Here is a 24,908-nt window from a genome sequence, read left to right on the forward strand (position 1 = left end):
CCGCGCCGTATCGCCAGGTGACGAGGCGTGGGTGCCCGGGTTACGAGGCGTGGGTGCTGTCGGTGCGTCGCGCCAGCGGACTGTTGTGGTGGTTGGGCGGCTTGGCCCGGTACATGGCCAGGTCGGCGTCGTGCAGTACGGCTTCCGGTGTGCGGGTGTCGCCGGCGTGCAGATGGGTGACGCCGATGGAGGCGTCGACCTGGATGCGGTGTCCGCGCGCGACGATCGGCTCGGAGGTGGCCTGCCGCAGCCGGGCGATGAGGGCGTCCAGATCGTCGCCCAGGGTGCGCCCGGACAGCAGTACCAGGAATTCGTCGCCGCCGATGCGGCCCACCACGTCGTCGGCGCGCAGCCCGCGCTGCAACCGCTGGGCCACGATCTGCAGGACCGTGTCGCCGATGGCGTGGCCGAGGGTGTCGTTGATGGTCTTGAATCCGTCCAGGTCGATGAACAGCACGCTCGATACCGGCAGTGTCTCGGTGGTGCCCAGCGCCGCGGCCAGCTTCGACAGCACCAGCGACCGGTTGGCCAGCCCGGTGAGCGGATCGTGGGTGGCCTGGTACTCCAATTGCCTTCGGCTGGCCCGGAATTCGGTGATGTCGTTGAACGAGGACACCGCGGGGGAGTTCGGGTCCTGAGGGTTGAGCAGGCGGCTGTTGGCCGAGAGCCAGCGCCGCTGCCCGTCGGGGCGGTCCAGCCCGAACACGAACCGCGTCACGTCCTCGCCGGTGGTCAGGGTGCGGATGACCGGATACCAGGTCGAGGGCATGGGCTGGGCGTTCGCGTCGAGCAGGCACAGTGGCAGGTCGTCGATATGGGTGCCGATCAGGTCCTCGGCGTCGTAGCCGAAGATGCGGCGCGCGGCCGGATTGGCGGATTCGATGCGGCCGTCGCGGCCGATCACCACCACGCCCTCGTCCAGCTGCGACACCACGGAGGTGAAGAACTGCTCGGCGCGCCGCTGGGCGGCCTCGGCGCGGCGCTGCGAGGTCAGGTCGTGCACGACGACCTGATAGGCCAGATGGTCGTGCCAGGCGGTCAGCACCGACACGGTCTCGACCTCCACCGAGTGCCCGTCGCAGCGCAGCAGGGTCATCTCGGCGGGGTCGGAGGCGGTGCCGGCGATGGTGAGCCGGCGGATGCGGTCGAGCATGGGCGCGACCGACGGCGGCGCGACGAACTCGGTGACGGGCCGCCCGATGACGTCCTCGGGTTCTGCGGCCGCGAGCATGCGCAGCAGCGCCGGATTGGCGTAGACGATCATTCCGCGTTCGTGGACCACGATCCCGTCCGGGCTGTAGTCCACCAGGGACCGGTAGCGCTGGGCCAGCTGTTCGGCGTCGGCCGGGAGGTTTGCCCGATCGTTACCCACCATTTCGTTCACCCCCTGATCGTCGGTGCGGAACACGTCGATGGAGCACGGCACCATTCTGTTATCTGGAAATTTGCTGATGCAGCTTGCCGACCGTATTGAATGAATTAACCGGAGAGGAGCGATGTAAATGCCTGGCACTATCCCCGTCCCGATCGCCGACGGTCAGCATCAAGATCATATGACGATTGCCGGTATCGGTGCCGTGACCGGGTACGGCTGGGGCCGAGAAACCCTCTGGGAGGGTTTGCTGAGCGGCAAATCCGCGGCCCGGCTACATCCAGGGTACGGGCCCGAACGTGATCGGCACGGGTGGGTTGCTCGCGTGCCGGAGGGCGGTGATCCGGACTTGCCGCCGAGCCGCTACCTGCGCGCGGTCCTGGACTCCGCGCGCGAAGCGGTCACCGACGCCCGCAGCCGCGGCTGGCGGCCCGGCCGGACCGTCGGACTGCTGCACGCGATCGTGCTCGGCAACCTCGACGAGTGGCAGGAGTTCTTCACCATCGACGGCGGACAGCGGCGCTCGCGCGACTATCTGCGGCTGATCCCCTCGACCCCGGTGTCGATGCTCATGAGTGAGTTCGGCTTCCACGGACCAGCCATGAACGTGAGCGCCGCCTGCTCCTCGCTCAACGTGGCCCTGGTCACCGCCCGACTATGGATGGACCACGGCCTGGCCGACGATGTGCTGGTGGTCGCCACCGACCTGTCGGCCTCCCCGGACATGGTGCAGGCGTTCGTGAATCTGGGCGCGGCGGTCTTCGACGCCGATCCGCTGGAGGCGTGCCGGCCGTTCCAGGAGGGCAGTCGCGGCTTCGTCTTCGGCGAGGCGTCGGTCGCGTTGATGCTCACCCGCGACGCCGACCGCCCCTACGCGGCGGTGCTCGGCGGGGCCATGACCAGCGACGCGTACCACGTCGTCTCCGTGGAGCCGTCGTTCGAGCAGATCTTCGACTGTGTGCACCGCGCCCTCGCCGCGGCGCAGGTGCGCCCCGAGGAGATCGCCTGCCTCAGCGCCCACGCCTCCGGCACCGCCCAGTGCGACGCGGCCGAAACCGCGCTGCTGGCCCGGATTTTCGACGACCGCCCGCAGGTGACGGTGCTCAAGCCGCTGGCGGGGCACTGCCAGGCCGCCTCGGCCGGGATCGAGGTGGCCGCCGCGGCCATGGGCTACGAGCGCGGTCTGCTGGTGTCCGCGCCGATCGTCGCGCCCACACGCACCCGCCTGGTGGACGGCGTGCAACCCGGCATCCGCGGCCTCACCCTGAAGACCGCGCTCGGCATGGGCGGCAGCAACAGTGCGGTGGTGCTCGGCCCGATCGTGTGACTCCCGGTCAGTGCAGCGGCACCGACCAGTGCAGTTTGGTTCCCGTGGTGGTGGCGTCCTCGTCGTCGCCGTTGGTGGCGCGGCGCGGGTATACCGCCAGCCGCCCGCCCGACTGTTCGGCCCGGCGCGCGAGGTTGGTGAGCCCGCTGGGCGTGATCGAGTCCGGGATCCCGCGGCCGTTGTCGGCGACCACGATGGTCAGATCGTCGGCCACCCCGATGTCGATGGTGATGGTGTCGGCCCCCGAATGCCGGACCGCGTTCGAGACGGCCTCGCGCACAACGGCTTCCGCGTGATCGGCGAGCGCGGGCTCGACCACCGACAGCGGTCCGGTGATGTGCATGAGCGCCCGGATGTCGGTGGCGGTGGTCTGCTGCTTGACCGCGCGCTCGATGCGCTGGCGCAGCCGGGTGCTGTGCCCGTCGCCGCCGTGCAGATCGAAGATCGAGGTGCGGATCTCCTCCACCACGTCCTGCAGATCGTTGATCGCGTCCGCGAGCCGGCGCTGCACTTCGGGCACCCGCGCGCGCGGCACCGTGCCCTGCAGCGCCAGCCCGATGGCGAACAGCCGCTGGATGACGTGGTCGTGCAGATCGCGGGCGATGCGGTCGCGGTCGGTGAGGATGTCGAGTTCGCGCATGCGCCGCTGCGCCACCGCCAGCTGCATGGCCAGCGCGGCCTGATCGGTGAAGGCGGCGATCAGCTCCACCAATTCGTCGGAGTAGGGCGCGGATTCGGCCGAGCGCAGCGTGATCAGCACGCCCAGGGTGGAATCGGGGGTGTGCAGGGGCAGCACCAGGGCCGGGCCGATATCGGCGATCGGCGTGCCCAGGTCGATGTGGCGGCCGTCGTCGAAACGCAGCGGGGTGCGGGTGGTGAGGGCCTGGCCGACGGCGGTCTCGACAGTGTGTACCGCGTGCCCCGCGGGCGGCTCGCCCGGCCCGGACCACTGCGCCACCACCAGCTCGGTGATGTGCTCGGGCGCTTCCTCGGGGTCGGCGACCACGGCCAGCAGCGCCTGCTGGGAGGCGGTGAGTTCGCGCGCGTGCGCCACCACGTGCGCGAGCACCTTGCTCGGTTCGGTGTCGGCGAGGAATTCGGTGGCGATGTCGCGGGTGGCCTCGATCCACGCCTGCCGGGTGCGGGCCTGCTCGTAGAGCCGGGCATTGTCGACGGCGATACCGGCCGCGGCGGCCAGCGCCTGCAGCAGCACCTCGTCGTCCTCGGTGAAGGGGTGCCCGCCGGATTTCTCGGCGAGATACAGGTTTCCGAAGATCTCGCCGCGGATGCGCACCGGCATGCCCAGCAGGGTGCGCATCTCCGGATGGTGTTCGGGAAAGCCGACGGCGGCGGGATGGCGGGTCAGATCGTCCAGGCGCAGCGGTTCGGGCTTGTCGAGCAGCAGTCCGAGCACGCCGTGGCTCTCGGGCATCGCCCCGATCTGGACCCGGGTCTGCTCGTCGATGCCGTGGAAGATGAACTGGCTGGGCTGTTGTTCGTGCCCGAGCACCGCCAGCGCACCGTAGCGGGCGTCGACCAGGATGGTGGCCGCGCGCACGATGGTGCTCAGCGTCTGGTCCAGATCGAGCCCGGAGGTGACCAGCAACATCGCCTCGACCAGCCCGTCGATCCGATCGCGGGCGTCGATGATCTGTTCGACTCGGTCCTTGACCTCGGTGAGCAACTCGCGTAATCGCAGCTGCGACAGCGTTTCACGCACCGAGTAAGGGCCGGTGCGGGGAATGTCGTGCATGTATGTCCTGCGGTCCGGCGGATACGCCACGTCAGCGCGATTCTATGCGCGCCGAGGTTGCCGTGCGGTTGTCATGCCGAACGTGGTTGCCCCGTACGCAATTTCGACGCCAGCACGGCCGCCTGGGTGCGGCGTTCCATCCCGAGTTTGGCCAGCAGCCGCGACACGTAGTTCTTGACCGTCTTCTCCGCCAGGAACATCCGTTCGGCGATCTGCCGGTTGGTGAGGCCGTCGCCGAGCAGGTCGAGCAGTTTGCGTTCCTGATCGGTCAAACCGGCCATCGGGCCGTCGAATTCGGTGCTGCGCCGCAGCCGGGCCATGAGGGCGGCGGCCGCTCGATTGTCCAGCAGCGAGCGGCCCGCGCCCACCTCCTTGATGGCCTTGGCCAGCTCCATGCCCTTGATGTCCTTGACCACGTAGCCGCTGGCGCCGGCCAGGATGGCGTCCATCATGGCCTGCTCGTCGGTGTAGGAGGTGAGGATCAGGCAGCGCAGATCGTCGATGTCGGCCAGCAGGTCCCGGCACAGTTCGATGCCGTTGCCGTCGGGCAGGCGCACGTCGAGAACCGCCACGTCGGGGTGCAGCGCCGGGATCCGGGCCAGTGCCTGGGCGACGTCGCCGGCCTCGCCGACCACGGTCAGCTCGGGGTCCTCCTCCAGCAGATCGGTCAGACCGCGGCGGACGATCTCGTGATCGTCCACCAGGAAGACTCTGATCACGACGGCCTCCAGGATGTCGGTGATGCGCGCTCGGTTCGCGCGCGTGCGCGAACGGTCCCGGTCAACGTAACTCGCGGCGCGGCAACGGGATACCGCCGAAGGTCCCTAATCTCCGGGTGGATCGGCGGCCCGAGATCTTTTGTCGGAGACTTTTCCCCGAAAGTGGTCTGTTTCGGGACTTTCGGCACTGTCGGGCCCGCGTGACGTGTGTTGCCATGGAGTTCGGTTGCCGGGTCGGATACAGGGAGAGCGGGGTCGGCGATGGGCGCGTTCGATGTGTGGTCGAGTGGAATCGATCCGGATTTCGTGGTGACCACACACGGGCCTGTCCCGTCGGGGGAGGTGACCCGCGTGGCGCGCGGACTGGGCAGGGTATTGCGCCGGCACGGGGCCGACGGGCCGGTGCGGGCGCGCCTGCACTGGCCCGATCCCGACGACGGCGATCCCGAGGCCGGCACCACCCTGGCGCAGGCGAGCGTCCGAGCACTGGGGAAGGCGTTCCGGGTGCAGGTCGCCGGGCCGGGACGGTTCGCCGCCACCTTCGCACTGGAACGGCTGGACCTGCGACTGGGCTGCCCGCCGGACGAATTGTCCAGGCCCTGGCCGGATCCCGCGCGGCCGTCGCTGTCCGCGATCACCGAGCCGCGGCCGATCGTGCGGCGCAAGGACTGCCGACTACAGGTGGCCACGCCCGCGGCGGCGGCGCGGGTGCTCGACGCCATGGACTACGACGCGCACCTGTTCATCGACGCCGACACCGGATCCGAGGCGGTGGTCTGCTGGACCGGGCCGCTCGGGGTGCGCACGCTGGGCCGTCCGCGGGACGGCGTGCCCGTGCTGCTCGAGGACGAGGCGGTGGCCCGGCTGTGCCTGGGCGGGTTGCCGTACCTCTTCTTCATCGACGCCGACGTCCGCCGCGGGCGGCTGCTCTACCGCCGCTTCGACGGCGATCTGGCCCTGGTCGCCGCGGCCGGGTCCGAGGATCGCGCCCGCGATCGGGAGCGGGCGCGGCAGCCGCGGGTGATCTCGAGCTGTGTGCGCCGGGCGCTGCCCAGCGCGGCCGGGGCCGCCGGGGCGATCACCGAGAAGTCGGCCTGAGCCGGGTGCGGGCGACATCACCCTCACCCGTCGCAATAAACACACTGTGACCAGCGTTTCAGCTCTCGTATCCAAACTTGTCGGTGGGTGCCCCTAGCATGGCGTCGGGGGTATGTCTGGATGCCGGAACGTTGGAAGGATGGCCAGGTGGCGGATCGCCTGACGGTGCGCGGAGCGCGGGAGCACAACCTCAAAGGGGTCGATCTCGACCTACCCCGTGACAGTCTCATCGTTTTCACTGGTCTGTCCGGGTCCGGAAAATCCTCGCTGGCCTTCGACACCATCTTCGCCGAGGGACAGCGCCGCTACGTGGAGTCGCTGTCCGCGTACGCCCGGCAGTTCCTGGGCCAGATGGACAAGCCGGATGTGGACTTCATCGAGGGCCTGTCCCCGGCGGTGTCCATCGACCAGAAGTCGACCAACCGCAACCCGCGGTCCACGGTCGGCACCATCACCGAGGTCTACGACTATCTGCGTCTGCTGTTCGCGCGCGCGGGCACCCCGCACTGCCCGGTCTGCGGTCACCTGATCGCCAAGCAGAGCCCGCAGCAGATCGTGGATCAGGTGCTGGCCATGCCGGAGGGCACCAAGTTCCAGGTGCTCGCGCCGGTGGTGCGCACCCGCAAGGGTGAGTTCGTGGACCTGTTCGAGTCGCTGAACGCGCAGGGCTATTCGCGGGTCCGGGTCGACGGCGTGGTGCATCCGCTGACCGATCCGCCCAAGCTGAAGAAGCAGGAGAAGCACGATGTCGAGGTGGTCGTCGACCGCCTCGCCGTGAAGCCGAGTTCCAAACAGCGCCTGACCGATTCGATCGAGACCGCGCTGCGGCTGGCCGACGGCATCGTGGTGCTGGACTTCGTGGACCGCGACGAGCACGCCCACGATCGGGAGCGGCGCTTCTCCGAGCGGCTGGCCTGCCCGAACGGGCACCCCCTCGACATCGAGGATCTGGAACCGCGGTCGTTCTCCTTCAACTCGCCCTACGGCGCCTGCCCGGATTGCACCGGTCTGGGTATTCGCAAGGAGGTCGATCCGGATCTCGTTGTGCCGGACCCGGATCTGAGCCTGGCCGACGGCGCGATTGCCCCGTGGTCGCGCGGGCAGACCGCCGAGTACTTCACCCGCCTGCTGTCGGGTCTGGCCGAGGCCGTCGGCTTCTCCATGGACACGCCGTGGAGTCAGTTGCCGCTCAAGGCCCGCAAGGCGGTGCTGGAGGGCAGCTCCGAGCAGGTGCACGTCTCCTACACCAACCGCTACGGCCGCAAGCGTTCGTATTACGCCGATTTCGAGGGTGTGATGCCGTTCCTGCAGCGGCGCATGGACGCCACCGAGTCGGAGGCGATGAAGGAGCACTACGACGGGTACATGCGCGACATCCCGTGCCCGGTGTGCGCCGGCGCGCGTCTGCGGCCGGAGATCCTCGCGGTCACGCTGTCGGCCGGCACGGAACGCCGCTCCATCGCCGACATCTCGGATCTGTCGATCGGCGATGCCGCGCACTTCCTGAACACCCTCACCCTCGACGACCGGCAGGCCGCCATCGCCGCGCAGGTGATCAAGGAGATCCAGGCGCGTCTGGGCTTCCTGCTCGACGTCGGCCTGCAGTATCTGACGCTCTCGCGCGCCGCCGCCACCCTCTCCGGCGGTGAGGCGCAGCGCATCCGCCTGGCCACCCAGATCGGGTCGGGCCTGGTGGGCGTGCTGTACGTGCTGGACGAGCCGTCCATCGGCCTGCACCAGCGCGACAACCGCCGCCTGATCGAAACCCTCACGCGCCTCAAGAGTCTCGGCAATACGCTGATCGTGGTCGAGCACGACGAGGACACCATCCACGCCTCGGACTGGGTGGTCGACATCGGCCCGCTGGCCGGTGAGCACGGCGGTCAGGTGGTGTACTCGGGTCCCTACGAGGGGCTGCTGAAGGACAAGGATTCCCTCACCGGCGCTTACCTTTCCGGGCGCGAGCGCATCGACCTGCCGCTGGTGCGGCGGCCGATCGACAAGAAGAAGCAGCTCACCGTGGTCGGCGCGACCGAGCACAACCTGCGCGACATCGACGTGAATTTCCCGCTGGGCGTGCTCACCTCGATCACCGGCGTCTCCGGTTCGGGTAAGTCGACGCTGGTCAACGACATTCTGGCGACCGTGCTGCAGAACAAGCTGAACGGCGCGCGTCAGGTGCCGGGCCGCCACACCCGGGTCAACGGCCTCGATCACCTGGACAAGCTGGTGCAGGTGGACCAGTCGCCGATCGGCCGCACCCCGCGCTCGAATCCGGCCACCTACACCGGTGTCTTCGACAAGATCCGCACCCTGTTCGCGGCCACCACCGAGGCCAAGGTGCGCGGCTATCAGCCGGGCCGGTTCTCCTTCAATGTGAAGGGCGGCCGCTGCGAGGCGTGCTCGGGTGACGGCACCCTGAAGATCGAGATGAACTTCCTGCCGGACGTCTATGTCCCGTGCGAGGTCTGCCACGGCGCGCGGTACAACCGCGAAACCCTCGAAGTCCACTACAAGGGTAAGACCATCGCCGAGGTGCTGGACATGCCGATCGAGGAGGCCGCGGACTTCTTCGAACCGGTGACCTCGATCCACCGCTATCTCAAGACGCTGGTGGACGTCGGTCTCGGCTATGTGCGCCTGGGCCAGTCGGCCCCGACGCTGTCCGGTGGTGAGGCGCAGCGCGTGAAGCTGGCCGCCGAACTCCAGAAGCGTTCCACCGGCCGCACCATCTACATCCTGGACGAGCCCACCACGGGCCTGCACTTCGAGGACATCCGCAAGCTGCTGACCGTCATCAACGGCCTGGTCGACAAGGGCAATACGGTGATCGTCATCGAGCACAACCTCGATGTCATCAAGACCTCCGACTGGGTCATCGACATGGGCCCCGAAGGTGGTTCCGGCGGTGGCATGGTCATCGCCCAGGGCACCCCGGAAGACATCGCGGCGGTACCGGACAGCTACACCGGCCAGTTCCTGAAGGACGTGCTCGCGGCCCAGCCGCCCGCGCTCGCCGAGCCGAAGCCCGCGAAGAAGGCGGCGGCCAAGAAGGCTCCCGCGAAGAAGGCCGCCCCGAAGACCGAGGCCCAGGCCGCGGCCACCAAGAAGGCGGCGGCCGCCCGCCGCAAGGCCGCCGCGTTGCGCTGACACCGCGGTTAGCGGGCCCCGTCCCCACGGGCGATGGGGCCCGTGCCTTTCGCGGGGAGTGGAGCCGGTTCGTATCCCGCGCCGGCAAGTTCGCGTCGCGCCCAGCGCGACAGCGGGTGCGCCCACTGGCAGTCACGACGAAGCCCCGCACCGAATTCCGGTGCGGGGCTTCGTCTCTGCGGCTCAGTCGGCCGTGGCAACAGGCGCGGCGAGTTGCTTGACCTCGGCGATGCGGCCGAAGTCGAGTTTGATGAGCTGGTCGGCGCAGTCGAAGTACCGGTCGTCGTGGGTGATGACGATGACGGTCTTGCCGCGGTTCTTCAGCGAGACCAGGATCTCGCGGTAGAACACGTCGCGGAACTTCGGCTCCTGATCGGCGGCCCACTCGTCGAACATGTAGATCGGGCGGTCCTCGAGCAGCGCGGTCAGCAACGCCAGCCGCTTGCGCTGCCCCTGGGACAGCGAGATCGTGGACAGCCGGCCGTTCTCCACGGTGACCTTGTGGTCGATCTGGAGTTCCTTCAAGTACTTCCGGACCTCGTCGTCGACACCTTCGTCGAAGCCGAGGTAGTCCTCGAACAGGTGGAAGTCGGTGAAGACGGCCGAGCTGTGCTGCCGGAACCACTCGATGTTCTCGTGATCGACGGCCTCACCGTTGAGCGACAGGTGGCCGTGCTGCGGGACATAGAGGCCCGTGATCAGTTTGGCCAGGGTGGACTTGCCGCTGCCGTTGCCGCCCACGATGAAGCTGATCTGGCCGGGCTCGAAGGTCAGGTCCAGCGGTCCCAGATGGAAGCCGGAGCCGTCGGCCTGCGGCGGGGCCATGGGCCCGCCCATCGGCACGGGCCGTTGGCGTCCGCCGTGGCCGACGAACCTGTGCCCGTTGACATCCGGCCGGTCGACGCCCTGCGGGCCGTGGCCCGGCGGTGGGCCGGCGGGGCGTCCGCCCGGATGCGGTCCGGGCCGTCCGCCCACGGGCGCGCCCGGCGCTCCCGGCCGTCCGCCGCCGTCACCGGGATGCGGTCGCGCACCGCCGCCGGGATGGGGTCCGCTGCCGGGCGGCGGCGGGAACGCGGGCGGGGCCTCGGTCAGATAGTTGTAGCTGACGTCATTGAGCTCCAGCCGCGCCGACGTGACCGCCGGCCGGTCGGTGTAGGGCAGCGTCGACTCATCGTGCGCGGTCTGAATCGACAGGTTGAGCGACCGGATCTTCGACAGCGCCACGTCTCCGCGCAGCAGGTCCGGGATGCGGTGCATGAAATTCTGCATCGGCATCGCCAGGAACGTGGTGACGAGCACGTAGCCGACCATCACGTTCTGCGGCAGGTCCAGCGCCCGCGCCAGCCCGAACAGGATGAGCGCCATGGTGGCCAGCTGCAACAGCTGCCCGAACCCTTGGGCCACGGTGAATTTCGATCCGGCGTCGATGTTCTGCGCCCGCAGCGTCTCCGCGGAGCCGAGCAGGTGCTTGTCCATGAAGTCGCGCCGCCGCCCGCGGTGCAGCTTGAGCTCCTTGATGCCCAGCGACACCGCCTGGAAGGAGCGCAGCAGCCCGTCCTCGTTCTCCCGCGCGGACTGGTACAGCGCTCGCACCCGCTTGAGAACCAGTTCCACACAGGCGATTCCGAGCAGCGTGCCCGCCACCGTGGTGGCGAATATCGGCCCGGACACGACCGCGAGGAACACGAAGCAGCCCACGATGGTGGCCAGGTCGATGCAGATGCTCGGGATGGCCGTGACCGCCTGCGACAGCGCCCGCACGTCCTCGGTGAGGGTGGCGATCAGCCGGTGCTGGCCCAGCCGCTCCAGGTGTTCCAGCGGCGCGGACACGATGCGCGAGCTCAGGTCCGCGCGCAGCCGGTAGATGGCGTCCTGCGCCAGCCGGATCAGCAGCACCTGCGAGATCACGCCGCTGATCAGGATGACCAGGGCGGTCGCGACGAACGCCTGGACGGTGACGCCCGGGTGCGGTTCCGGTGACACCACTCCCCGAATCAATGTCACCAGGTAGGTATTGGCCGCACCGCAGACGAGACCGGAGGCGATGACGCCGGCGATCCGCATCCACGAGATGGAGATGAGGAATCTGATGAGTTGCATGACTGCTGGCTCTCTGGACTGGACGGGTCGGGCTGGTCAGGAACAGATGACGTCGAACACGACGCCCTCGAGGGTCACGCCGGGCGCGAAGGAGAACGCCACGCCCGTCGAGATCGGCCGGGACGTCGACTGCGCGACCATCTGCTCGAGTACGAAGATCAGCGAGACGCTGAGCATGTTGCCGTACTCGGCGAGCACGTCCCAGCTGGTGGCGGCCTCTTCGGCGCCGAGGCCGAGCGAGCGCACCGACTCCTCGATGATCTTGGGGCCGCCCGGGTGGATCGCCCACAGATCGATGTCGGACTTGGTGAGGCCCTGGCGTGCGAGCACCTCGGTCACCACCGGGTCCACGCCCCGCAGGATGTACTGCGGCAGGTTCTCCGACAGCTCGCAGGTGATGCCGTTGTCGTTGACGCCGAGCACGATTCCGTCCTCGGCGTCGTCGAACAGGTAGCTGAAGCTGTCCCGGATCACGATGGATCCGGCCGGCAGCTTCTGATGCGCCTGCCGGGCGCCGATGACCACCGCGCCGCAGCCGTCGCCGAAGAGGCTGTGGATGATGACGTCGTTGACATTGTCGTCGAACACGGCGTTGACCGAGCTCAGCTCGATGCAGATGACCAGTGCCTTCTTGTCCGGGTGTGCCCGCACGTAATCCGTCGCGGCGCGTACCGAGTTCATGGCCGCGGCGCAGCCCATGAAGTTCACGACCACCCGGTTGACGGTGGGGGACAGGCCCAGCTGCTTGACCACGGCCACGTCCACGCCGGGCGCGATGAACCCGGTGCTGGTGGCGAAGACCAGCATGCCGATCTCGGCGGCCGGGTCCTCGAGGTGGGCGACGGCGCGCCCGGCCACGTCCACGGCCAGCGGCACCGCGTGGTCGTAGAAGGTGTTCATGCGGTCGCGGATGGTGCCCGATTCCCGGCTGTAGGACAGGAATTCGGGGTCGATCGGGTTCACCGCGAGGTGGCGGGTGGTGACCCGGGTCTTCTGGTAGATCCGCGGGATCCGGGCCTGCTGGGCCGGATCGGTGAACAGTCCGGCGACCTGGGCGGCGGCGTCGGCCTGCGCGAAGATCTGCGCGGGCGCGCCGGTGGCGATGGACTCGATCACGCCGACGGTGGTCGGCGGGGCCGGCGGCAGCGGGGTCGGCGCGAAGTCGTAGCCGGGTTCGCCTCCCGCGAACCGGGCGGCGGGCCGGGCGGCCCCTTCGTCGATGGTGATGGACACGAATGACTCCCCTCGTATTCTTTGGTGGAACCCGCGGTGCGGTCGGCGCATGTTCCGGCGCGCCGCGGTGTCGGAATCGGTTCAGACCGTGCCGATTCCGGTGAAGCCCTGCGCGGTGTAGACGACACAGGTCTTCAGGGCGAGCGGCGAGAAGTGCTCCTTGACGAACCCCCACTTGCGTTCCACCGCGTCGTCGGACGGCGCGAGGATGTAGGTGCGGATCTGCTTGGGGAAGCGGTCGGTGAAGAAGCTCTTGGCGGGAAGCCATTCCACGCCGAACTTCGCCGACTCCTCACGCAGCACGTCCTCGGTGGCGATATTGGCGAAACCGCTGCGCTGGTAGGGCAGTACGTGATGGACGCGGTGCGAGCTGAGGCCCGCCGACAGGAAGCAGTCCAGGTAGCGGTTGCCGACCACCTTGAGGTCGTAGGCTTGTTCGATCTGGTCGACGCCCCAGTCCTCGGAGTTGTGCTCGAGTTCCTCGGTCTCGACCTCGAAGTCGTGGCTGGCCACCACCAGGAAGGTGGAGACCCACAGGGTGATCACGAATTGCAGGGCCCAGGCCCAGAAGTCGCCCATCACGGTGAAGGCGATGAGCTCGCCCAGCAGCAGGAATCGCGCGCCGAAGGACCCGATGAAGTGCGGCAGCGCCCCACCCCAGGTGCCGTACATGTCCTTGATGCCCACCTTGCGGGTGAGGCGGCAGACGTCGAGCAGGCGGAAGGTCATGCCGGTGACGGTGTGACCGAACTTGTGCAGGGTGTGGATCGGCACCCGGTACAGCCGCGGGATCCGCATCATCATGGTGAAGACGTTCTTCTTGATGTCGACTTCACTCTGGGTGTGCGGGTGGTGCAGCAGGGCGTGGCCGTCCGCGGTCACGAATGCCAGTGCGACGTAATTGAAGTCGAAGGCGTTCGTGTAGATCTTGTTCATGCCCTTCTGGGCACGGTGGATGGCGTAGTGCCCGAACCCGGCCAGGGAGCTGCGCAGCAGCACCATGGCGATCACGAAGACCGGCAACGGCATCCAGGACCGCTCGAACAACCGCAGGCCCTGCACCGCGAAGTACGCCACCGCGAGAATGGCGACCACGATATTGAAATAGGTGTCCATGCGCCGGATCCGGGCGGCCAGCTCGGGTTCCTTGAGCCGCGCCTTCACCTTGTGCAGCAGGTCGTCCTTGTTGTCGAAGCTGAACTTCGGGGTGTCGCGCCAGCTGTCGAAACCCTCGTTGAACAGGAACGCGGGCGCGTTGGCCTTGGGGTGGATGTCCTCCGGCAGGGCGTCGCGGTCGAGCGCGTACTTCTTCAGAATCTTGCCGATGGCTTCCGGATTCTTGTGGTACGAACCGACAATCGAGGTGATGTCGCGGTTCTTGGTGCGGCCGATGAAGAACTCGCCGCCCGGATGCTTGGAAATCCAGTCGGAGAGGTCGTAGGCTTTCCCGTCGTAGACCCAGACGTTGGAAATCGGCGGCGGTCCGTCGAGCGGGGGCCGGCGGAATTCATCTGCTGGCGCCTGCCGTTCGATCGTCGCCTCGGCCTCGGGCCGTTCGATCGTCATAGCTTTCCTCCACACGCACACACCGCGTTCGAACTTACGAATGGAATCGTCGGCGTTGCGGCTTGCAATTCACTGAACAATCTCTTAAGTGGGCTTTTGTTAACAGCAGCCCGAAAAAAATGCGAAAGCCGGCCGGGGTCGGACGACAGCTGTTGCCGCCGTTGCTCGTTCCCCGAACCGGCTCCCCACTCACAGGGCGGATAGACGGGTGACTAGCCGCCGGGCTTGGTGACGTGCACCGGCTTCGCCCAGTCGGACAACGTCACGGTGACGGTGCCCGAGTCCTTGGTGACGATGGCGCGCACCAGGTTCGGGCCGGTGCCCGGCGAGGCCGCGGTCGAGGGCAGGGTGGTGCCCGCACCGCTCGGCGGCGCGACGTCCTTGATGTACAGGGTGATCGGGAACTCGCCGCCGTCCTTGCCGATCTGCGGGACGACCGGGTCCATGACGTCGGCGGAGATGGTGCCGCTGACCTTCACGGTGTCGACGCCGTCGATCTTCTCGCGGCCTTCGGCCTTGGCGTTCTTCACCTGCGAGATGGCGTAGGCCAGACCCTTGTCCTTGTCGAGCAGGACGCCCGGGTCGTAGATCTTCTCGGCGGGGCCGACGGGGGCGTACTTGGTGCCGTCACCCGTGTAGAGGGTCTTGTCGACGACCATGAACTTGGTCTTGGTGAAGTCGCCGTCCTGCTTGACCTTCACCTCGGCGTCACCGATGGCCTGGCCCTGGCCCTGCGGCTGGTTGGTGACGTCGGCCTTGATGCTCTTGACCGACAGTGTGGGCAGGTTCTTCACGTCCAGCACCACGTGCACCGACTGCAGGGTCTGGGTGGTCTTGGCCGATTCGGCGACGATCTGCGCGCCCTCGGGCAGCTGCGCCGGCGGGGCGGCCTGCGAGGTGGTGGCCTTGCTGTCCGAGTTGGAGGACGAGGTGCAGCCCGCCACCAGCGCGGCGGTCGCGGCCGCGGCGATCATGATCGGGAGGACGCCGCGCCGAATCCGGCTGCCGGACGTGCGGTTCCCTTGGGATATCAGGTCATTCATGTACAACCCCCGAAGTCCATTCGATCTCGTAGTGAGGGCAGCCTTGCCGCTGCCCGTCGTAGTATGCAGGACGTCGCCCGCGCTCGCGCCGATCGGTGCGATACTCCGGCATCCAACCAGCACCGGCTCGATGTCGCCACGCTGTTTCGATCATCCAGCCGCACAGGCGATCAGCCCGCAACCAGCTATGTCGCATGTCCGGTCGAGCGTTAACAATCCGGCCGAGATCACGGCAGGCCGATGCGGCCGATTCTCCGGATGCCCCTCCGTCGCTGGACGTTTGCCAGCCGGTCGCTGAGCGTTCAGCGTAAACCGTTACCCGGGGCGGGTATTGACACGTTCCTCCGTCCGCGCGCAATATGAACGTGCGTTCATGAACAATCGTTCATAATAGGAGTCGAGCATGACCGAGATCGTGAATACCGCCCAGTCCGAGGCCTGGAACGGCTACGAAGGCGAACACTGGGCGGGCCACTACGACCGCTACGACGCCGTGAACCACGGCTTCGACGAACCCCTGCTGACCGCCGCCCGCATCGCCGACGGCCACCGCGTCCTCGACATCGGCTGCGGTAACGGCCAATTGACCCGAGCCGCCGCCCGCCGCGCCGGCGCCGGCTCCGCGACCGGTGTCGACCTCTCCGGCCCGATGCTCGCCCGCGCCCGAGAACGGGCCGCCGCCGAAGCCGTCCCCAATGTCGGCTTCGAACAGGGCGACGCCCAGATCCATCCCTTCCCCGCCGCCGCCTACGATGCCGCGCTGAGCCGCTTCGGCATCATGTTCTTCACCGACCCGGTGGCGGCCTTCGCCAATATCGCCTGCGCCCTGCGCCCCGGCGGCCGCCTGGCCTTCGCCGCCATGACCCCGCTCCCGGGTACCGATCTGGGCGCCGTATTCGGCGCCGCCGCAGCCCATCTCGAGAACTTCGCGGTCAGCCCCGCCGAAGGCCCGTTCTCCGAGCCCGACCGCATCCGGGACCTGTTGTCCGCCGCGGGTTTCGGGGAGATCGGCGTCGAATACCGTGAGGCCGATGGCATCTGGGGTGACGATATCGCCGACGCCACCGACTTCATCATGGGCTGGGGCCCGGTCCGCTATCACCGCTCCCTGGCCGGATTCGCCACCGACGCCGAAGTCCGCCAGGCGATCTCCACGGCCCTGATCCCCTACGCCACCCCCGCCGGCATCGTCCTGCGCGGGTCGGCCTGGCTCGTGACGGCCGCGACCCCGCTACCGTAGCCATCCATGTCACCCCGCAAGGCCGCGGCGCTGCGCGCCACCGACGACACCCTGCGCGATCACCTCGTCGCCACCGCGCAGCGCCTGCTCGCCGAGGGCTCGGCCGCCACCCTCACCGTGCGCGCCATCGCGCGCGCGGCCGAGGTGGCCGACGGCGTCCTCTACAACCACTTCCCGGACAAGGATGCCCTGCTCGCCGCCGCGGTCCGAGCGCACGTCGACGCCGCGCACCGCGCGCTCGGCGCACTGCCCGCCGCGGGGGAAGCGACGGTCGCGGAGAATCTCCTTATATATCTGAGCGCGGGCTTGGACCTGCACCGCGCGGTGCTGCCGGTCTTCGCGGGCCTGCTGTCCGCTCCGGTCGTGCTGGATCGCTTCGCCGAACTGCCGACCGATCAGCCCGACTGGCGAGTGCTGCTCTCGGACTACCTGGCCGGTGAGCGGCGACTCGGCCGCCTCGCCCCCGACACCGACACCGCCGCCGCGGCGGCCGTCCTGGTCGGCATCTGCCACGACCGGATCCTCAACGCGGTGCTGCCCGGCATGTCGCCACCCGCCGTCGAGCCCGCGGCGGTCGTCGCAACGCTCCTCGACGGCATCGGCCCCAGGACGTAGAGGCCGCGCGAACAAAAACGGCCCGCCCCGAAAGAACTCGGGCGGGCCGTTTTCGACAGGTCGATACCGGTTCGGTCAGTACACCGGGCCGGTGTACTTCTCGCCCGGGCCCGCGCCCGGCGCGTCCGGGTACTCCGAGGATTCGCGGAACGCGCGCTGCAGCGACTGCAGGCCGTCGCGGATCGGACCGGCGTGCGGGCCGAGGTACTCGACCGACGCGGTGACCAGACCGGCGAGCGCGGTGATGACGCGACGCGCCTCGTCCAGGTCCAGGTGGGGGCTGCTGGCCGGGTCGGGTTCGCCCAGGCCGAGCTTCTCGGCCGCGGAGCTCATCAGCATGACGGCGGCGCGGCTGATGACCTCGACCGCGGGGATCTCGGCCAGTTCGCGCACGACCTCGCCGTCGATGAGGGCGGAATCGTCGTTCAAGGTAGCCTCGCTCATGGGGTAGAGAATGCCATCGCGCGGGTCGGCGCTGGTCGCGGGGGCGGCCGATTCGGAGCTCACCGCTATGAGTGTTAGACTCTTCCGCGACGACCGCCCTGGACTGGTTCCTGCAACCGACTCGGGGCATCAAGTGGAGCCCGACTCCCACCGTCAACCAGCGCTGACAGCGCGAGGTTGAACGGTCCGGTCGCCCATCATTTGCGTGATGGGTTCTGCGCGTGGGTTTTTCCTGCGCGTGGTGCGATGCGAGCTGTTTGCGTCGCGGATCGGTCGACTCGGGCCCCGTGCCGGTGAAATACCGGAGCGGGGCTTTCGTGTTGAAATTGGGGTTGCAGTTATTGCTTGCGGTCGTTGACGAACCGCTTGACCTAGGAGGCCCCATCAGCACTGAGACCCGCATCAACGATCGCATCCGCGTTCCCGAGGTCCGACTCATCGGACCCGGCGGCGAGCAGGTTGGGATCGTGCGTGTTGAAGATGCACTACGCGTCGCTCAGGAAGCTGACCTCGACCTGGTCGAGGTCGCGCCCGATGCACGCCCGCCGGTGTGCAAGATCATGGACTACGGCAAGTTCAAGTACGAGACCGCGCAGAAGGCGCGTGAGTCCCGGAAGAACCAGGTCCAGACCGTGATCAAGGAGCAGAAGCTCCGCCCGAAGATCGATGACCACGACTACGCCACCAAGCGCGGCCACGTGATGCGCTTCCTGGAGGCCGGGTCGAAGGTCAAGGTCACCATCATGTTCCGTGGTCGCGAGCAGTCGCGCCCCGAACTCGGGTTCCGGCTCCTGCAGCGACTGGCCGCCGACGTCGCCGACCTCGGATTCGTCGAAACCTCGGCCAAGCAGGACGGCCGAAACATGACCATGGTCCTCGCGCCGCACAAGGGCGCGAAGACGCGGGTGAAGGCCCAGAACGACGCGAGCTCGACGCAGCAGCGCAGCAGTGCGCCCGCGCCGGCTCCCGCCGAGGCGGCCCCGGCCGAGACCGCAGCCCCGGCTGCCGAATCGGCCACCCCGCAGCAGTAATAACGAGAAGCTCCGGAGGCGTGTGGTACTCGCGCGCCTCCGGCACGACAGAACTGAGGAATCCATGCCGAAGATGAAGAGCCACAGCGGCGCCTCGAAGCGATTCAAGGTGTCGGGCAGCGGCAAGCTGCTGCGTCAGCAGGCGAACCGTCGCCACCTGCTCGAGCACAAGCCGACCACCCGGACTCGTCGTCTGGACGGCGTGGAGGTCGTCGCCAAGGCCGACGTCGCTCGCGTCAAGAAGCTGCTCGCCAAGTAATTCGGCTGAGCCGACCGACCAACCTCCGGGTGCGATCGCCGCACCCCCTATTCGATCAAGGACTGAAAAGTGGCACGCGTCAAAAGGGCCGTCAACGCTCAGAAGAAGCGCCGTTCCGTTCTCGAGGCCTCCAAGGGCTACCGCGGTCAGCGGTCGCGCCTGTACCGCAAGGCCAAGGAACAGCAGCTGCACTCGCTCACCTACGCCTACCGGGACCGCCGGGCGCGGAAGGGTGACTTCCGTCAGCTGTGGATCACTCGTATCAACGCCGCCGCGCGTCTGAACGACATGACCTACAACCGCTTCATGCAGGGCCTCAAGGCCGCCGGCATCGAGGTGGACCGCAAGATCCTGGCCGAGCTCGCCGTCTCCGACGCCGAGGCCTTCGCCCAGCTGGTCGCCGCCGCCAAGGCTGCCCTGCCGGCCGACGTCAACGCCCCGGCCGCCTGATTCGGTCTGCGTGACAAAGCAATAGCCGAAACGACCCGCGGACGATGTTCCGCGGGTCGTTTCGTTTCTTCTCGTATCTCCGCATATCTCCGAGGGACAGGTGGCCGTGAGCGCTGATTCCATCGACTGGCGTAACTCCCGGATCGTGTCGGCGGTCAAGCTGCACCGCAGTCCGGTCCGCCGCAAAACCGGCCTGTTCCTGGCCGAGGGCGCGAATTCGGTCGAGGCGGCGCTGGACACCGGCCGGGTCGAGGAGCTGTTCTTCTCGGAGAAGGCCGCCGAACGCGAGCACGCGCTGGTCGCCGGGGCCGCCGCCCAAGGGGTGCGGACCACGATGGTGACCGACCGCGCCGCGGAGATGCTGGGGGAGACCGTGACTCCGCCGGGTCTGGTCGCGGTGTGCCGCCAGGTGGACGTGCCGCTGCGCGAGGTGCTCGACGCCGCCCCGCGCATGCTCGCGGTGCCCGTCGAGATCGCCGACCCGGGCAATGCGGGCACCTTGATCCGCGTGGCCGACGCCGTCGGCGCGGACGGCGTCGTGCTCGCCGGTGATTCGGTGGATCCGCACAACGGAAAATGCGTACGCGCCTGTGCCGGAAGCCTTTTCCACGTCCCCGTGGCCCGCTCCCGCGATATCGGCGCCACCCTGGACGCGCTGGAGGCGGCGGGCATCGCGATCCTGGCCACCACCGCCAAGGGCGAGGTCGACCTGGACGACGCCGACGAGATCCTGCGCGGCCCGGTCGCGTGGCTGTTCGGCAACGAGGCGCACGGCCTGGACAAGGCCATCGCCGCCCGCGCCACCCACCGGATCCGGATTCCCATCCACGGCCGCGCGGAGAGCCTGAATCTGGCTGCCGCCGCGGCTATCTGCCTCTACTCGAGCTCGCGGGTGCAGCACCGCGCGTAGTCCCGCTCAGATGCCGTCGGCTTCCAGGTTCTCCATGATCTCCTCGGCCCAGGGCGCGGCGATCGGGTTCGGGCCGGTGAGTCCCATGGCTGTCATATTGGTGAGCAGCATGCCGGTGCCCATGAAGCGGCGGACCTCGTAGGCCGACGCCCCGGTGAGCTCTCGCGCCACCAGGTAGATATTGCCGAAGCGGGCACGGATGACGTCGCCGATGGCAGGGTCCGTTCCCGCCGCGGCGATCCCCTGGAGAAAAACCCGGGGCAGGTCGCCGTCGAGCAGGAAGTCGCCGAAGCGTTCGCCCATGGCGTCGAGTCGCTCCTTGGGGGTCGCGTCGGCGGGGGCCTGCGCGGCCCCCTCGCGGAAGAGTCCGTCGACGCGGTCGCAGACTCGTTCCAGCACCGCCAGGAACAGTTGCAACTTGGTGCCGAACAGCCGGATGACATACGGCTGCGAGACCCCCGCGCGGCGGGCGATCTCATCGGTTTTCGTTGCTGCGTAACCGGATTCGGCGAAGGCGGAGATGGCCGCGCGCAGCACTTCCTCGCTGCGTTCCTCGGCCGTCATCCGGGTCCTGGTCATGGTGGGTGCGCCTCCTCGTCGTCGGGAATCATCCTTCCCATTGACATGTTATCAGTCGATGCATACTCTCTAGTTATCAGTCGATTACAACAAGGGGATCGGACATGACTGAGACACTCGACACCTCCTCGCTCACCCGCACGGTGGCCGAACAGGCCCGGCAGCGCCCGCTCGCCGCCGTCCTCGCCGCCGTGGGCATTCCGATGTTCATGGTCACGCTCGACAACCTCGTGGTGACCAACGCGCTGCCGGTGATCCGCACCGAACTGCACGCCTCGCTCTCGGACCTGCAGTGGTTCGTGAACGCCTACACCCTGGCCTTCGCCTCGCTGCTGCTCACCGCCGCCGCGCTGGGCGATCGGCTCGGCCGCCGGCGCGTCTACCTGGGCGGCATCGCGCTGTTCACGCTCGGATCGGCCGCGTGCGCGCTGGCCACCGAACCGTGGATGCTCATCGCCGCCCGCGCGGCCCAGGGCTTCGGCGGGGCGGCCGTCATGCCGCTGTCGCTGACGCTGCTGTCCGCGGCGGTGCCGGAGAAGATGCGCAGCGCCGCCATCGGCATCTGGGGCGGCATCTCCGGCCTGGGCATCGCGCTGGGCCCGGTGGTCGGCGGCGCGGTCGTCGACGGCCTGAACTGGCAGTGGATCTTCTGGCTGAACGTGCCGATCGGCCTGATCGCGGTGCCGCTGGTGGCCCGGGTGCTGAACGAATCCTTCGGTGGCGCACGGCGATTGGACCTGCTCGGCCTGCTGCTGTCGGCGGGCGGCGTGCTCGCGGTGGTGTGGGGCGTCATCCACGGTGCCGACGACGGCTGGACCTCGGCCAAGGTGCTGACCGGGCTGATCGGCGGCGCGATCGCGCTCACGGTGTTCGTGATCTGGGAGAGCCGGACCACTGATCCGATGCTGCCGCTGCGCCTGTTCCGTCAGCGCGGCTACGTCATCAACGTGGTGTCGTTCACCTTCTCGCTGGGCACCTTCGGCTCGATCTTCCTGCTGGCCCAGTACTTCCAGGTGGTGCAGGGGTATTCGCCGCTCGCTTCCGGTGTGCGGACGCTGCCGTGGACCATGGCTCCGATGGTGGTGGCCCCGCTGGCCGGTCTGATCGTGGACCGGGTCGGCGCGCGGGTGCTGGTGTCGATCGGGCAGGCGCTGCTGGCGGTCGCGCTGCTGTGGATGGCCCTCACCACGAGCGTGGACGTGTCCTACAGCCACTTCGTGCTGCCGTTCGTCCTGGGCGGCGTGGGCATGGGCCTGACCTTCGCGCCCACGGCCACCGTCGTCATGGCCACGGCGTCACCGGCGGATCAGGGCATGGCCTCGGGCGCCAACAACACCATCCGCGAGGTCGGTGTGGCCATGGGTGTCGCGGTGCTGGCCTCGGTGTTCGCCTCGCACGGCTCCTACATGAGCCCGGCGGACTACGTCGACGGCCTGATCCCGGCGGTGAAGGTCGGCTCGGTCATCGTGGCGCTGGGCGCGTTCGTGGCGCTGCTGCTGCCCGGCCGTCGCACTGCTGCCGAATCGGGTTCCGGCGCAACCGTTCTCGCGCACTGAGCCGGATCGAAATCCAAGGGAGACGCATCATGTTCGAGACCCTCCTGCTGCTGGCGATCCCGACCCTGATCCTGCGGCTGCTCGGCGCCGTCGGCGTGGCCCGCTTCGCGACCTGGCGCTCCGCCGCCGCGCACGGCCTGGCGTTCATGCTCGTCATGACCGGCACCGCGCACTTCGTCCCCGACTCGGTGACGGTCATGCCGCATCACAGCGATCTGGTCGCCATGGTCCCGTCGTTCGTGCCGTTTCCCGACTTCACCGTCTACGCGACCGGCGTACTGGAGTACCTGGGTGCGCTGGGGCTGATCCTGGTCCCGTTCCGCCGCCTCGCGGGTCTGGCCCTGGTCGTGCTGTTCGTCCTGCTGCTGCCCGCGAATATCCATGCGGCCGTGGACAATGTCTCCTTCGACGGCCAGGCGGCCACACCGTTGTGGTTCCGGATTCCCGAGCAGCTGGTCTACATCGCGGTGGCCCTGTTCGCCGCCCTGGGAACCGCGCCGATCGTGAACGCGATCCGGCGGGTCCCGGTCAGAGCAGGGGAGACGGGGTAGCGCTCGCCTCGAAGGCCCCGGCGATGGCCGCGACGACGCGCTCCATCGTCGGGGCTTCGTCGTCGTTCAGTTCCCTTTCCACCGAGGTCATGTCGACATCGGGCAGCCCGCAGGCGACGGCGAGCTTCCACGGCGACAGGTCGCCGGTGACATTGAGCGCGAAGCCGTGGGTGGAGACATTGCGGCCGACGCGCATGCCGATCGAGGTGATCTTGCGGCCGGTGTCGCGGGTCCAGACGCCGGTGAGCAGCTCCGAGCCGGGCGGGGTGACGCGGCGCTCGGCCGGGATGCCGAGTTCGGCCAGCGCCGCGACGAGGCGCAGTTCCATATCGCGGATCAGGTCCACGACGCCCTCGCCGGGCCGCAGCTTCACGATGAGATAGCCAACCAGCTGGCCGGGGGCGTGGTAGGTGAGCTGGCCGCCCCGGTTGGTGGTGAAGACCGGGATGTCGGTGTCGGGGGCCGGCAGGTGCTCCTCGGGGGTGCGGCGGCCGATGGTGAAGGTCTGTTCGTGGCTCAGCAGCCACAGCGTGTCGGGCCGCTGGTCGGCGACGCGCTCCTCCCACATCTGCTGCATGCGGTCCATCGCCGCCGAGTACTCGATGAGGCGGGCGGAGTCGTCGATCAAGGTCAGGGGCCGGGACTTCACGAGTCCATTGGTACCACCGTTGTGGTCACCACCACGCCGAAGGGTGGGCCCGAGCTGGGAAAATCCAGGTGAGGTGGGCTGATTACAAGGTTTACGATGCGACCAGCAAGAATGGGTGGGCAGTAACCATTAGCGATCAGACTTTCCGCCCGACCCGTAACCAGCCTGGGGAGTGACGAACCATCGTGGCCGATGACAACAGTGCCGAGCAGACCGCCGCGTTGAGCGAGGAGTCGCTCTCCGCCGCCGCGGAAGCCGCGGAGAAGGCGTTCGCCTCGGCCTCGACCCTGGACGAGCTGGCCACGGCCAAGACCGAGTACATGGGTGGCAAGTCGCCGATCTCGCTGGCGCAGCGGTCACTGGGCACGCTGCCCAAGGAGGAGAAGGCCGACGCGGGCAAGCGGGTGAACGTGGCGCGCGGCCGGGTGTCGCAGGCCTACGAGACCCGCCAGGCCGAGCTGCTCGCCGAGCGCGACGCGGCGGTCCTGGTGGCGGAGACCATCGACGTGACCCTGCCCGCCGACCGGCGCGCCCCCGGCGCGCGGCACCCCATCTCGGTGCTGTCCGAGCGGGTCGCGGACGTGTTCGTGGCCATGGGCTGGGAGGTCGCCGAGGGCCCCGAGGTCGAGACCGAGCACTTCAACTTCGACGCCCTGAACTTCCTGCCCGACCATCCGGCCCGCACCATGCAGGACACCTTCCACATCGCGCCGGAGGGGTCGCGGCAGGTGCTGCGCACCCACACCTCGCCGGTTCAGGTGCGCACCATGCTGTCTCGCGAGCTGCCGATCTACGTGGTGTGCCCGGGCCGCACGTTCCGCACCGACGAGCTGGACGCCACCCACACCCCGGTGTTCTCGCAGATCGAGGGCCTGGCTATCGACAAGGGCCTGACCATGGCCCACCTCAAGGGCACCCTGGACGGTTTCGCGCGGGCGCTGTTCGGCCCGAACACCACCACCCGCATGCGGCCCAGCTTCTTCCCCTTCACCGAGCCGTCCGCCGAGGTGGACGTGTGGTTCGAGGACAAGAAGGGCGGCCCCGGCTGGGTCGAGTGGGGCGGCTGCGGCATGGTGAACCCGAAGGTGCTCATCGCCAGCGGCATCGACCCCGAGGTGTACAGCGGCTTCGCGTTCGGCATGGGCCTGGAGCGAACCCTGCAGTTCCGCAACGGCCTGCCGGACATGCGCGACATCGTCGAGGGCGATGTGCGGTTCACGCTGCCGTTCGGCATCCAGTCCTGACCTGACCCCGATACGAGGA

The 24,908-nt window shown here is 68.4% G+C and carries 22 protein-coding genes; 12 read left to right on the forward strand and 10 right to left on the reverse strand.

Going from position 1 to position 24,908, the window contains the following annotated elements:
• Positions 1–40: 40 nt before the first annotated feature.
• A complete protein-coding gene (locus ABZ412_RS28385) occupies positions 41–1,375 on the reverse strand; it encodes a diguanylate cyclase (protein WP_357285930.1) in 1,335 nt (444 codons plus the stop codon).
• A 178-nt stretch (positions 1,376–1,553) separates the two neighbouring features.
• On the opposite strand from ABZ412_RS28385, the gene ABZ412_RS28390 reads away from it, so the two are divergent.
• Positions 1,554–2,699: a beta-ketoacyl synthase N-terminal-like domain-containing protein gene (locus ABZ412_RS28390; protein ID WP_357285932.1), complete on the forward strand. Its 1,146-nt coding sequence runs from the start codon at positions 1,554–1,556 to the stop codon at positions 2,697–2,699.
• A gap of 7 nt (positions 2,700–2,706) precedes the next feature.
• Here ABZ412_RS28390 and ABZ412_RS28395 read toward each other — a convergent pair whose 3' ends face one another.
• The gene (locus ABZ412_RS28395; RefSeq protein WP_357285934.1) at positions 2,707–4,452 is read right to left on the reverse strand and encodes a GAF domain-containing sensor histidine kinase; all 1,746 of its coding nucleotides are present in this window, start codon (positions 4,450–4,452) and stop codon (positions 2,707–2,709) included.
• Between the two features lie 71 nt (positions 4,453–4,523).
• Positions 4,524–5,171 (reverse strand): response regulator transcription factor, encoded by a 648-nt coding sequence (locus tag ABZ412_RS28400; RefSeq protein WP_357285936.1) that lies wholly within the window; start codon positions 5,169–5,171, stop codon positions 4,524–4,526.
• 261 nt (positions 5,172–5,432) lie between these two features.
• On the opposite strand from ABZ412_RS28400, the gene ABZ412_RS28405 reads away from it, so the two are divergent.
• Together ABZ412_RS28405 and uvrA are read left to right on the forward strand one after the other, a co-directional pair.
• On the forward strand, positions 5,433–6,269 hold the full coding sequence (locus ABZ412_RS28405; RefSeq protein WP_357285938.1) for a sigma 54 modulation/S30EA ribosomal C-terminal domain-containing protein: 837 nt from the start codon (positions 5,433–5,435) through the stop codon (positions 6,267–6,269).
• 147 nt (positions 6,270–6,416) lie between these two features.
• Positions 6,417–9,419, forward strand: a complete 3,003-nt coding sequence (gene uvrA / locus ABZ412_RS28410; RefSeq protein WP_357285940.1) for an excinuclease ABC subunit UvrA — start codon at positions 6,417–6,419, stop codon at positions 9,417–9,419.
• 183 nt (positions 9,420–9,602) lie between these two features.
• Here uvrA and ABZ412_RS28415 read toward each other — a convergent pair whose 3' ends face one another.
• From ABZ412_RS28415 to ABZ412_RS28430, 4 genes are all read right to left on the reverse strand, one after another.
• A complete protein-coding gene (locus ABZ412_RS28415; protein ID WP_357285942.1) occupies positions 9,603–11,519 on the reverse strand; it encodes an ATP-binding cassette domain-containing protein in 1,917 nt (638 codons plus the stop codon).
• 36 nt (positions 11,520–11,555) lie between these two features.
• Entirely contained in the window at positions 11,556–12,665 is a 1,110-nt protein-coding gene (locus ABZ412_RS28420) for a 3-oxoacyl-[acyl-carrier-protein] synthase III C-terminal domain-containing protein (protein WP_357286018.1), read from the reverse strand.
• 168 nt (positions 12,666–12,833) lie between these two features.
• A complete protein-coding gene (locus ABZ412_RS28425; protein ID WP_357285945.1) occupies positions 12,834–14,318 on the reverse strand; it encodes a fatty acid desaturase in 1,485 nt (494 codons plus the stop codon).
• 212 nt (positions 14,319–14,530) lie between these two features.
• Positions 14,531–15,361, reverse strand: a complete 831-nt coding sequence (locus ABZ412_RS28430; protein WP_357285947.1) for an LppX_LprAFG lipoprotein — start codon at positions 15,359–15,361, stop codon at positions 14,531–14,533.
• Positions 15,362–15,764: 403 nt separating this feature from the next.
• Here ABZ412_RS28430 and ABZ412_RS28435 point away from each other — a divergent pair, with 403 nt between their 5' ends.
• Both ABZ412_RS28435 and ABZ412_RS28440 read left to right on the forward strand, forming a co-directional pair.
• Entirely contained in the window at positions 15,765–16,601 is an 837-nt protein-coding gene (locus ABZ412_RS28435) for a class I SAM-dependent methyltransferase (protein ID WP_357285949.1), read from the forward strand.
• A 6-nt stretch (positions 16,602–16,607) separates the two neighbouring features.
• Positions 16,608–17,216 (forward strand): TetR/AcrR family transcriptional regulator, encoded by a 609-nt coding sequence (locus ABZ412_RS28440; protein ID WP_357285951.1) that lies wholly within the window; start codon positions 16,608–16,610, stop codon positions 17,214–17,216.
• Between the two features lie 75 nt (positions 17,217–17,291).
• Here the strand turns inward: ABZ412_RS28440 and ABZ412_RS28445 are convergent, their stop codons facing one another.
• A complete protein-coding gene (locus tag ABZ412_RS28445; protein ID WP_213560615.1) occupies positions 17,292–17,660 on the reverse strand; it encodes a DUF1844 domain-containing protein in 369 nt (122 codons plus the stop codon).
• Positions 17,661–17,992: 332 nt separating this feature from the next.
• Here ABZ412_RS28445 and infC point away from each other — a divergent pair, with 332 nt between their 5' ends.
• The 4 genes from infC (at position 17,993) to ABZ412_RS28465 (ending at position 20,310) form a co-directional block, all read left to right on the forward strand.
• The gene (gene infC / locus ABZ412_RS28450) at positions 17,993–18,691 is read left to right on the forward strand and encodes a translation initiation factor IF-3 (RefSeq protein ID WP_357286021.1); all 699 of its coding nucleotides are present in this window, start codon (positions 17,993–17,995) and stop codon (positions 18,689–18,691) included.
• Between the two features lie 64 nt (positions 18,692–18,755).
• Positions 18,756–18,950, forward strand: a complete 195-nt coding sequence (gene rpmI / locus ABZ412_RS28455) for a 50S ribosomal protein L35 (RefSeq protein ID WP_033090982.1) — start codon at positions 18,756–18,758, stop codon at positions 18,948–18,950.
• Positions 18,951–19,019: 69 nt separating this feature from the next.
• Complete coding sequence (rplT, locus tag ABZ412_RS28460) at positions 19,020–19,400, forward strand: 50S ribosomal protein L20 (RefSeq protein WP_040807291.1); 381 nt, start codon at positions 19,020–19,022, stop codon at positions 19,398–19,400.
• Positions 19,401–19,506: 106 nt separating this feature from the next.
• The gene (locus ABZ412_RS28465) at positions 19,507–20,310 is read left to right on the forward strand and encodes an RNA methyltransferase (protein WP_357285954.1); all 804 of its coding nucleotides are present in this window, start codon (positions 19,507–19,509) and stop codon (positions 20,308–20,310) included.
• Positions 20,311–20,316: 6 nt separating this feature from the next.
• On the opposite strand, the gene ABZ412_RS28470 is transcribed toward ABZ412_RS28465, so the two are convergent.
• Positions 20,317–20,889 (reverse strand): TetR/AcrR family transcriptional regulator, encoded by a 573-nt coding sequence (locus ABZ412_RS28470; protein ID WP_357285957.1) that lies wholly within the window; start codon positions 20,887–20,889, stop codon positions 20,317–20,319.
• Between the two features lie 104 nt (positions 20,890–20,993).
• Here ABZ412_RS28470 and ABZ412_RS28475 point away from each other — a divergent pair, with 104 nt between their 5' ends.
• Positions 20,994–22,445, forward strand: a complete 1,452-nt coding sequence (locus ABZ412_RS28475) for an MFS transporter (protein WP_357285960.1) — start codon at positions 20,994–20,996, stop codon at positions 22,443–22,445.
• A 29-nt stretch (positions 22,446–22,474) separates the two neighbouring features.
• Positions 22,475–22,996 (forward strand): hypothetical protein, encoded by a 522-nt coding sequence (locus tag ABZ412_RS28480; RefSeq protein ID WP_357285963.1) that lies wholly within the window; start codon positions 22,475–22,477, stop codon positions 22,994–22,996.
• Here the strand turns inward: ABZ412_RS28480 and lipB are convergent.
• Positions 22,974–23,645, reverse strand: a complete 672-nt coding sequence (gene lipB / locus ABZ412_RS28485; protein ID WP_357285965.1) for a lipoyl(octanoyl) transferase LipB — start codon at positions 23,643–23,645, stop codon at positions 22,974–22,976. The two genes, ABZ412_RS28480 and lipB, sit on opposite strands and share 23 nt — an antisense overlap.
• Positions 23,646–23,830: 185 nt before the next feature.
• Here lipB and pheS point away from each other — a divergent pair, with 185 nt between their 5' ends.
• A complete protein-coding gene (gene pheS / locus ABZ412_RS28490; RefSeq protein WP_357285968.1) occupies positions 23,831–24,889 on the forward strand; it encodes a phenylalanine--tRNA ligase subunit alpha in 1,059 nt (352 codons plus the stop codon).
• Positions 24,890–24,908: the final 19 nt, after the last annotated feature.

The organism is Nocardia sp. NPDC005746 (assembly GCF_040630785.1).
Taxonomy (GTDB): domain Bacteria; phylum Actinomycetota; class Actinomycetes; order Mycobacteriales; family Mycobacteriaceae; genus Nocardia.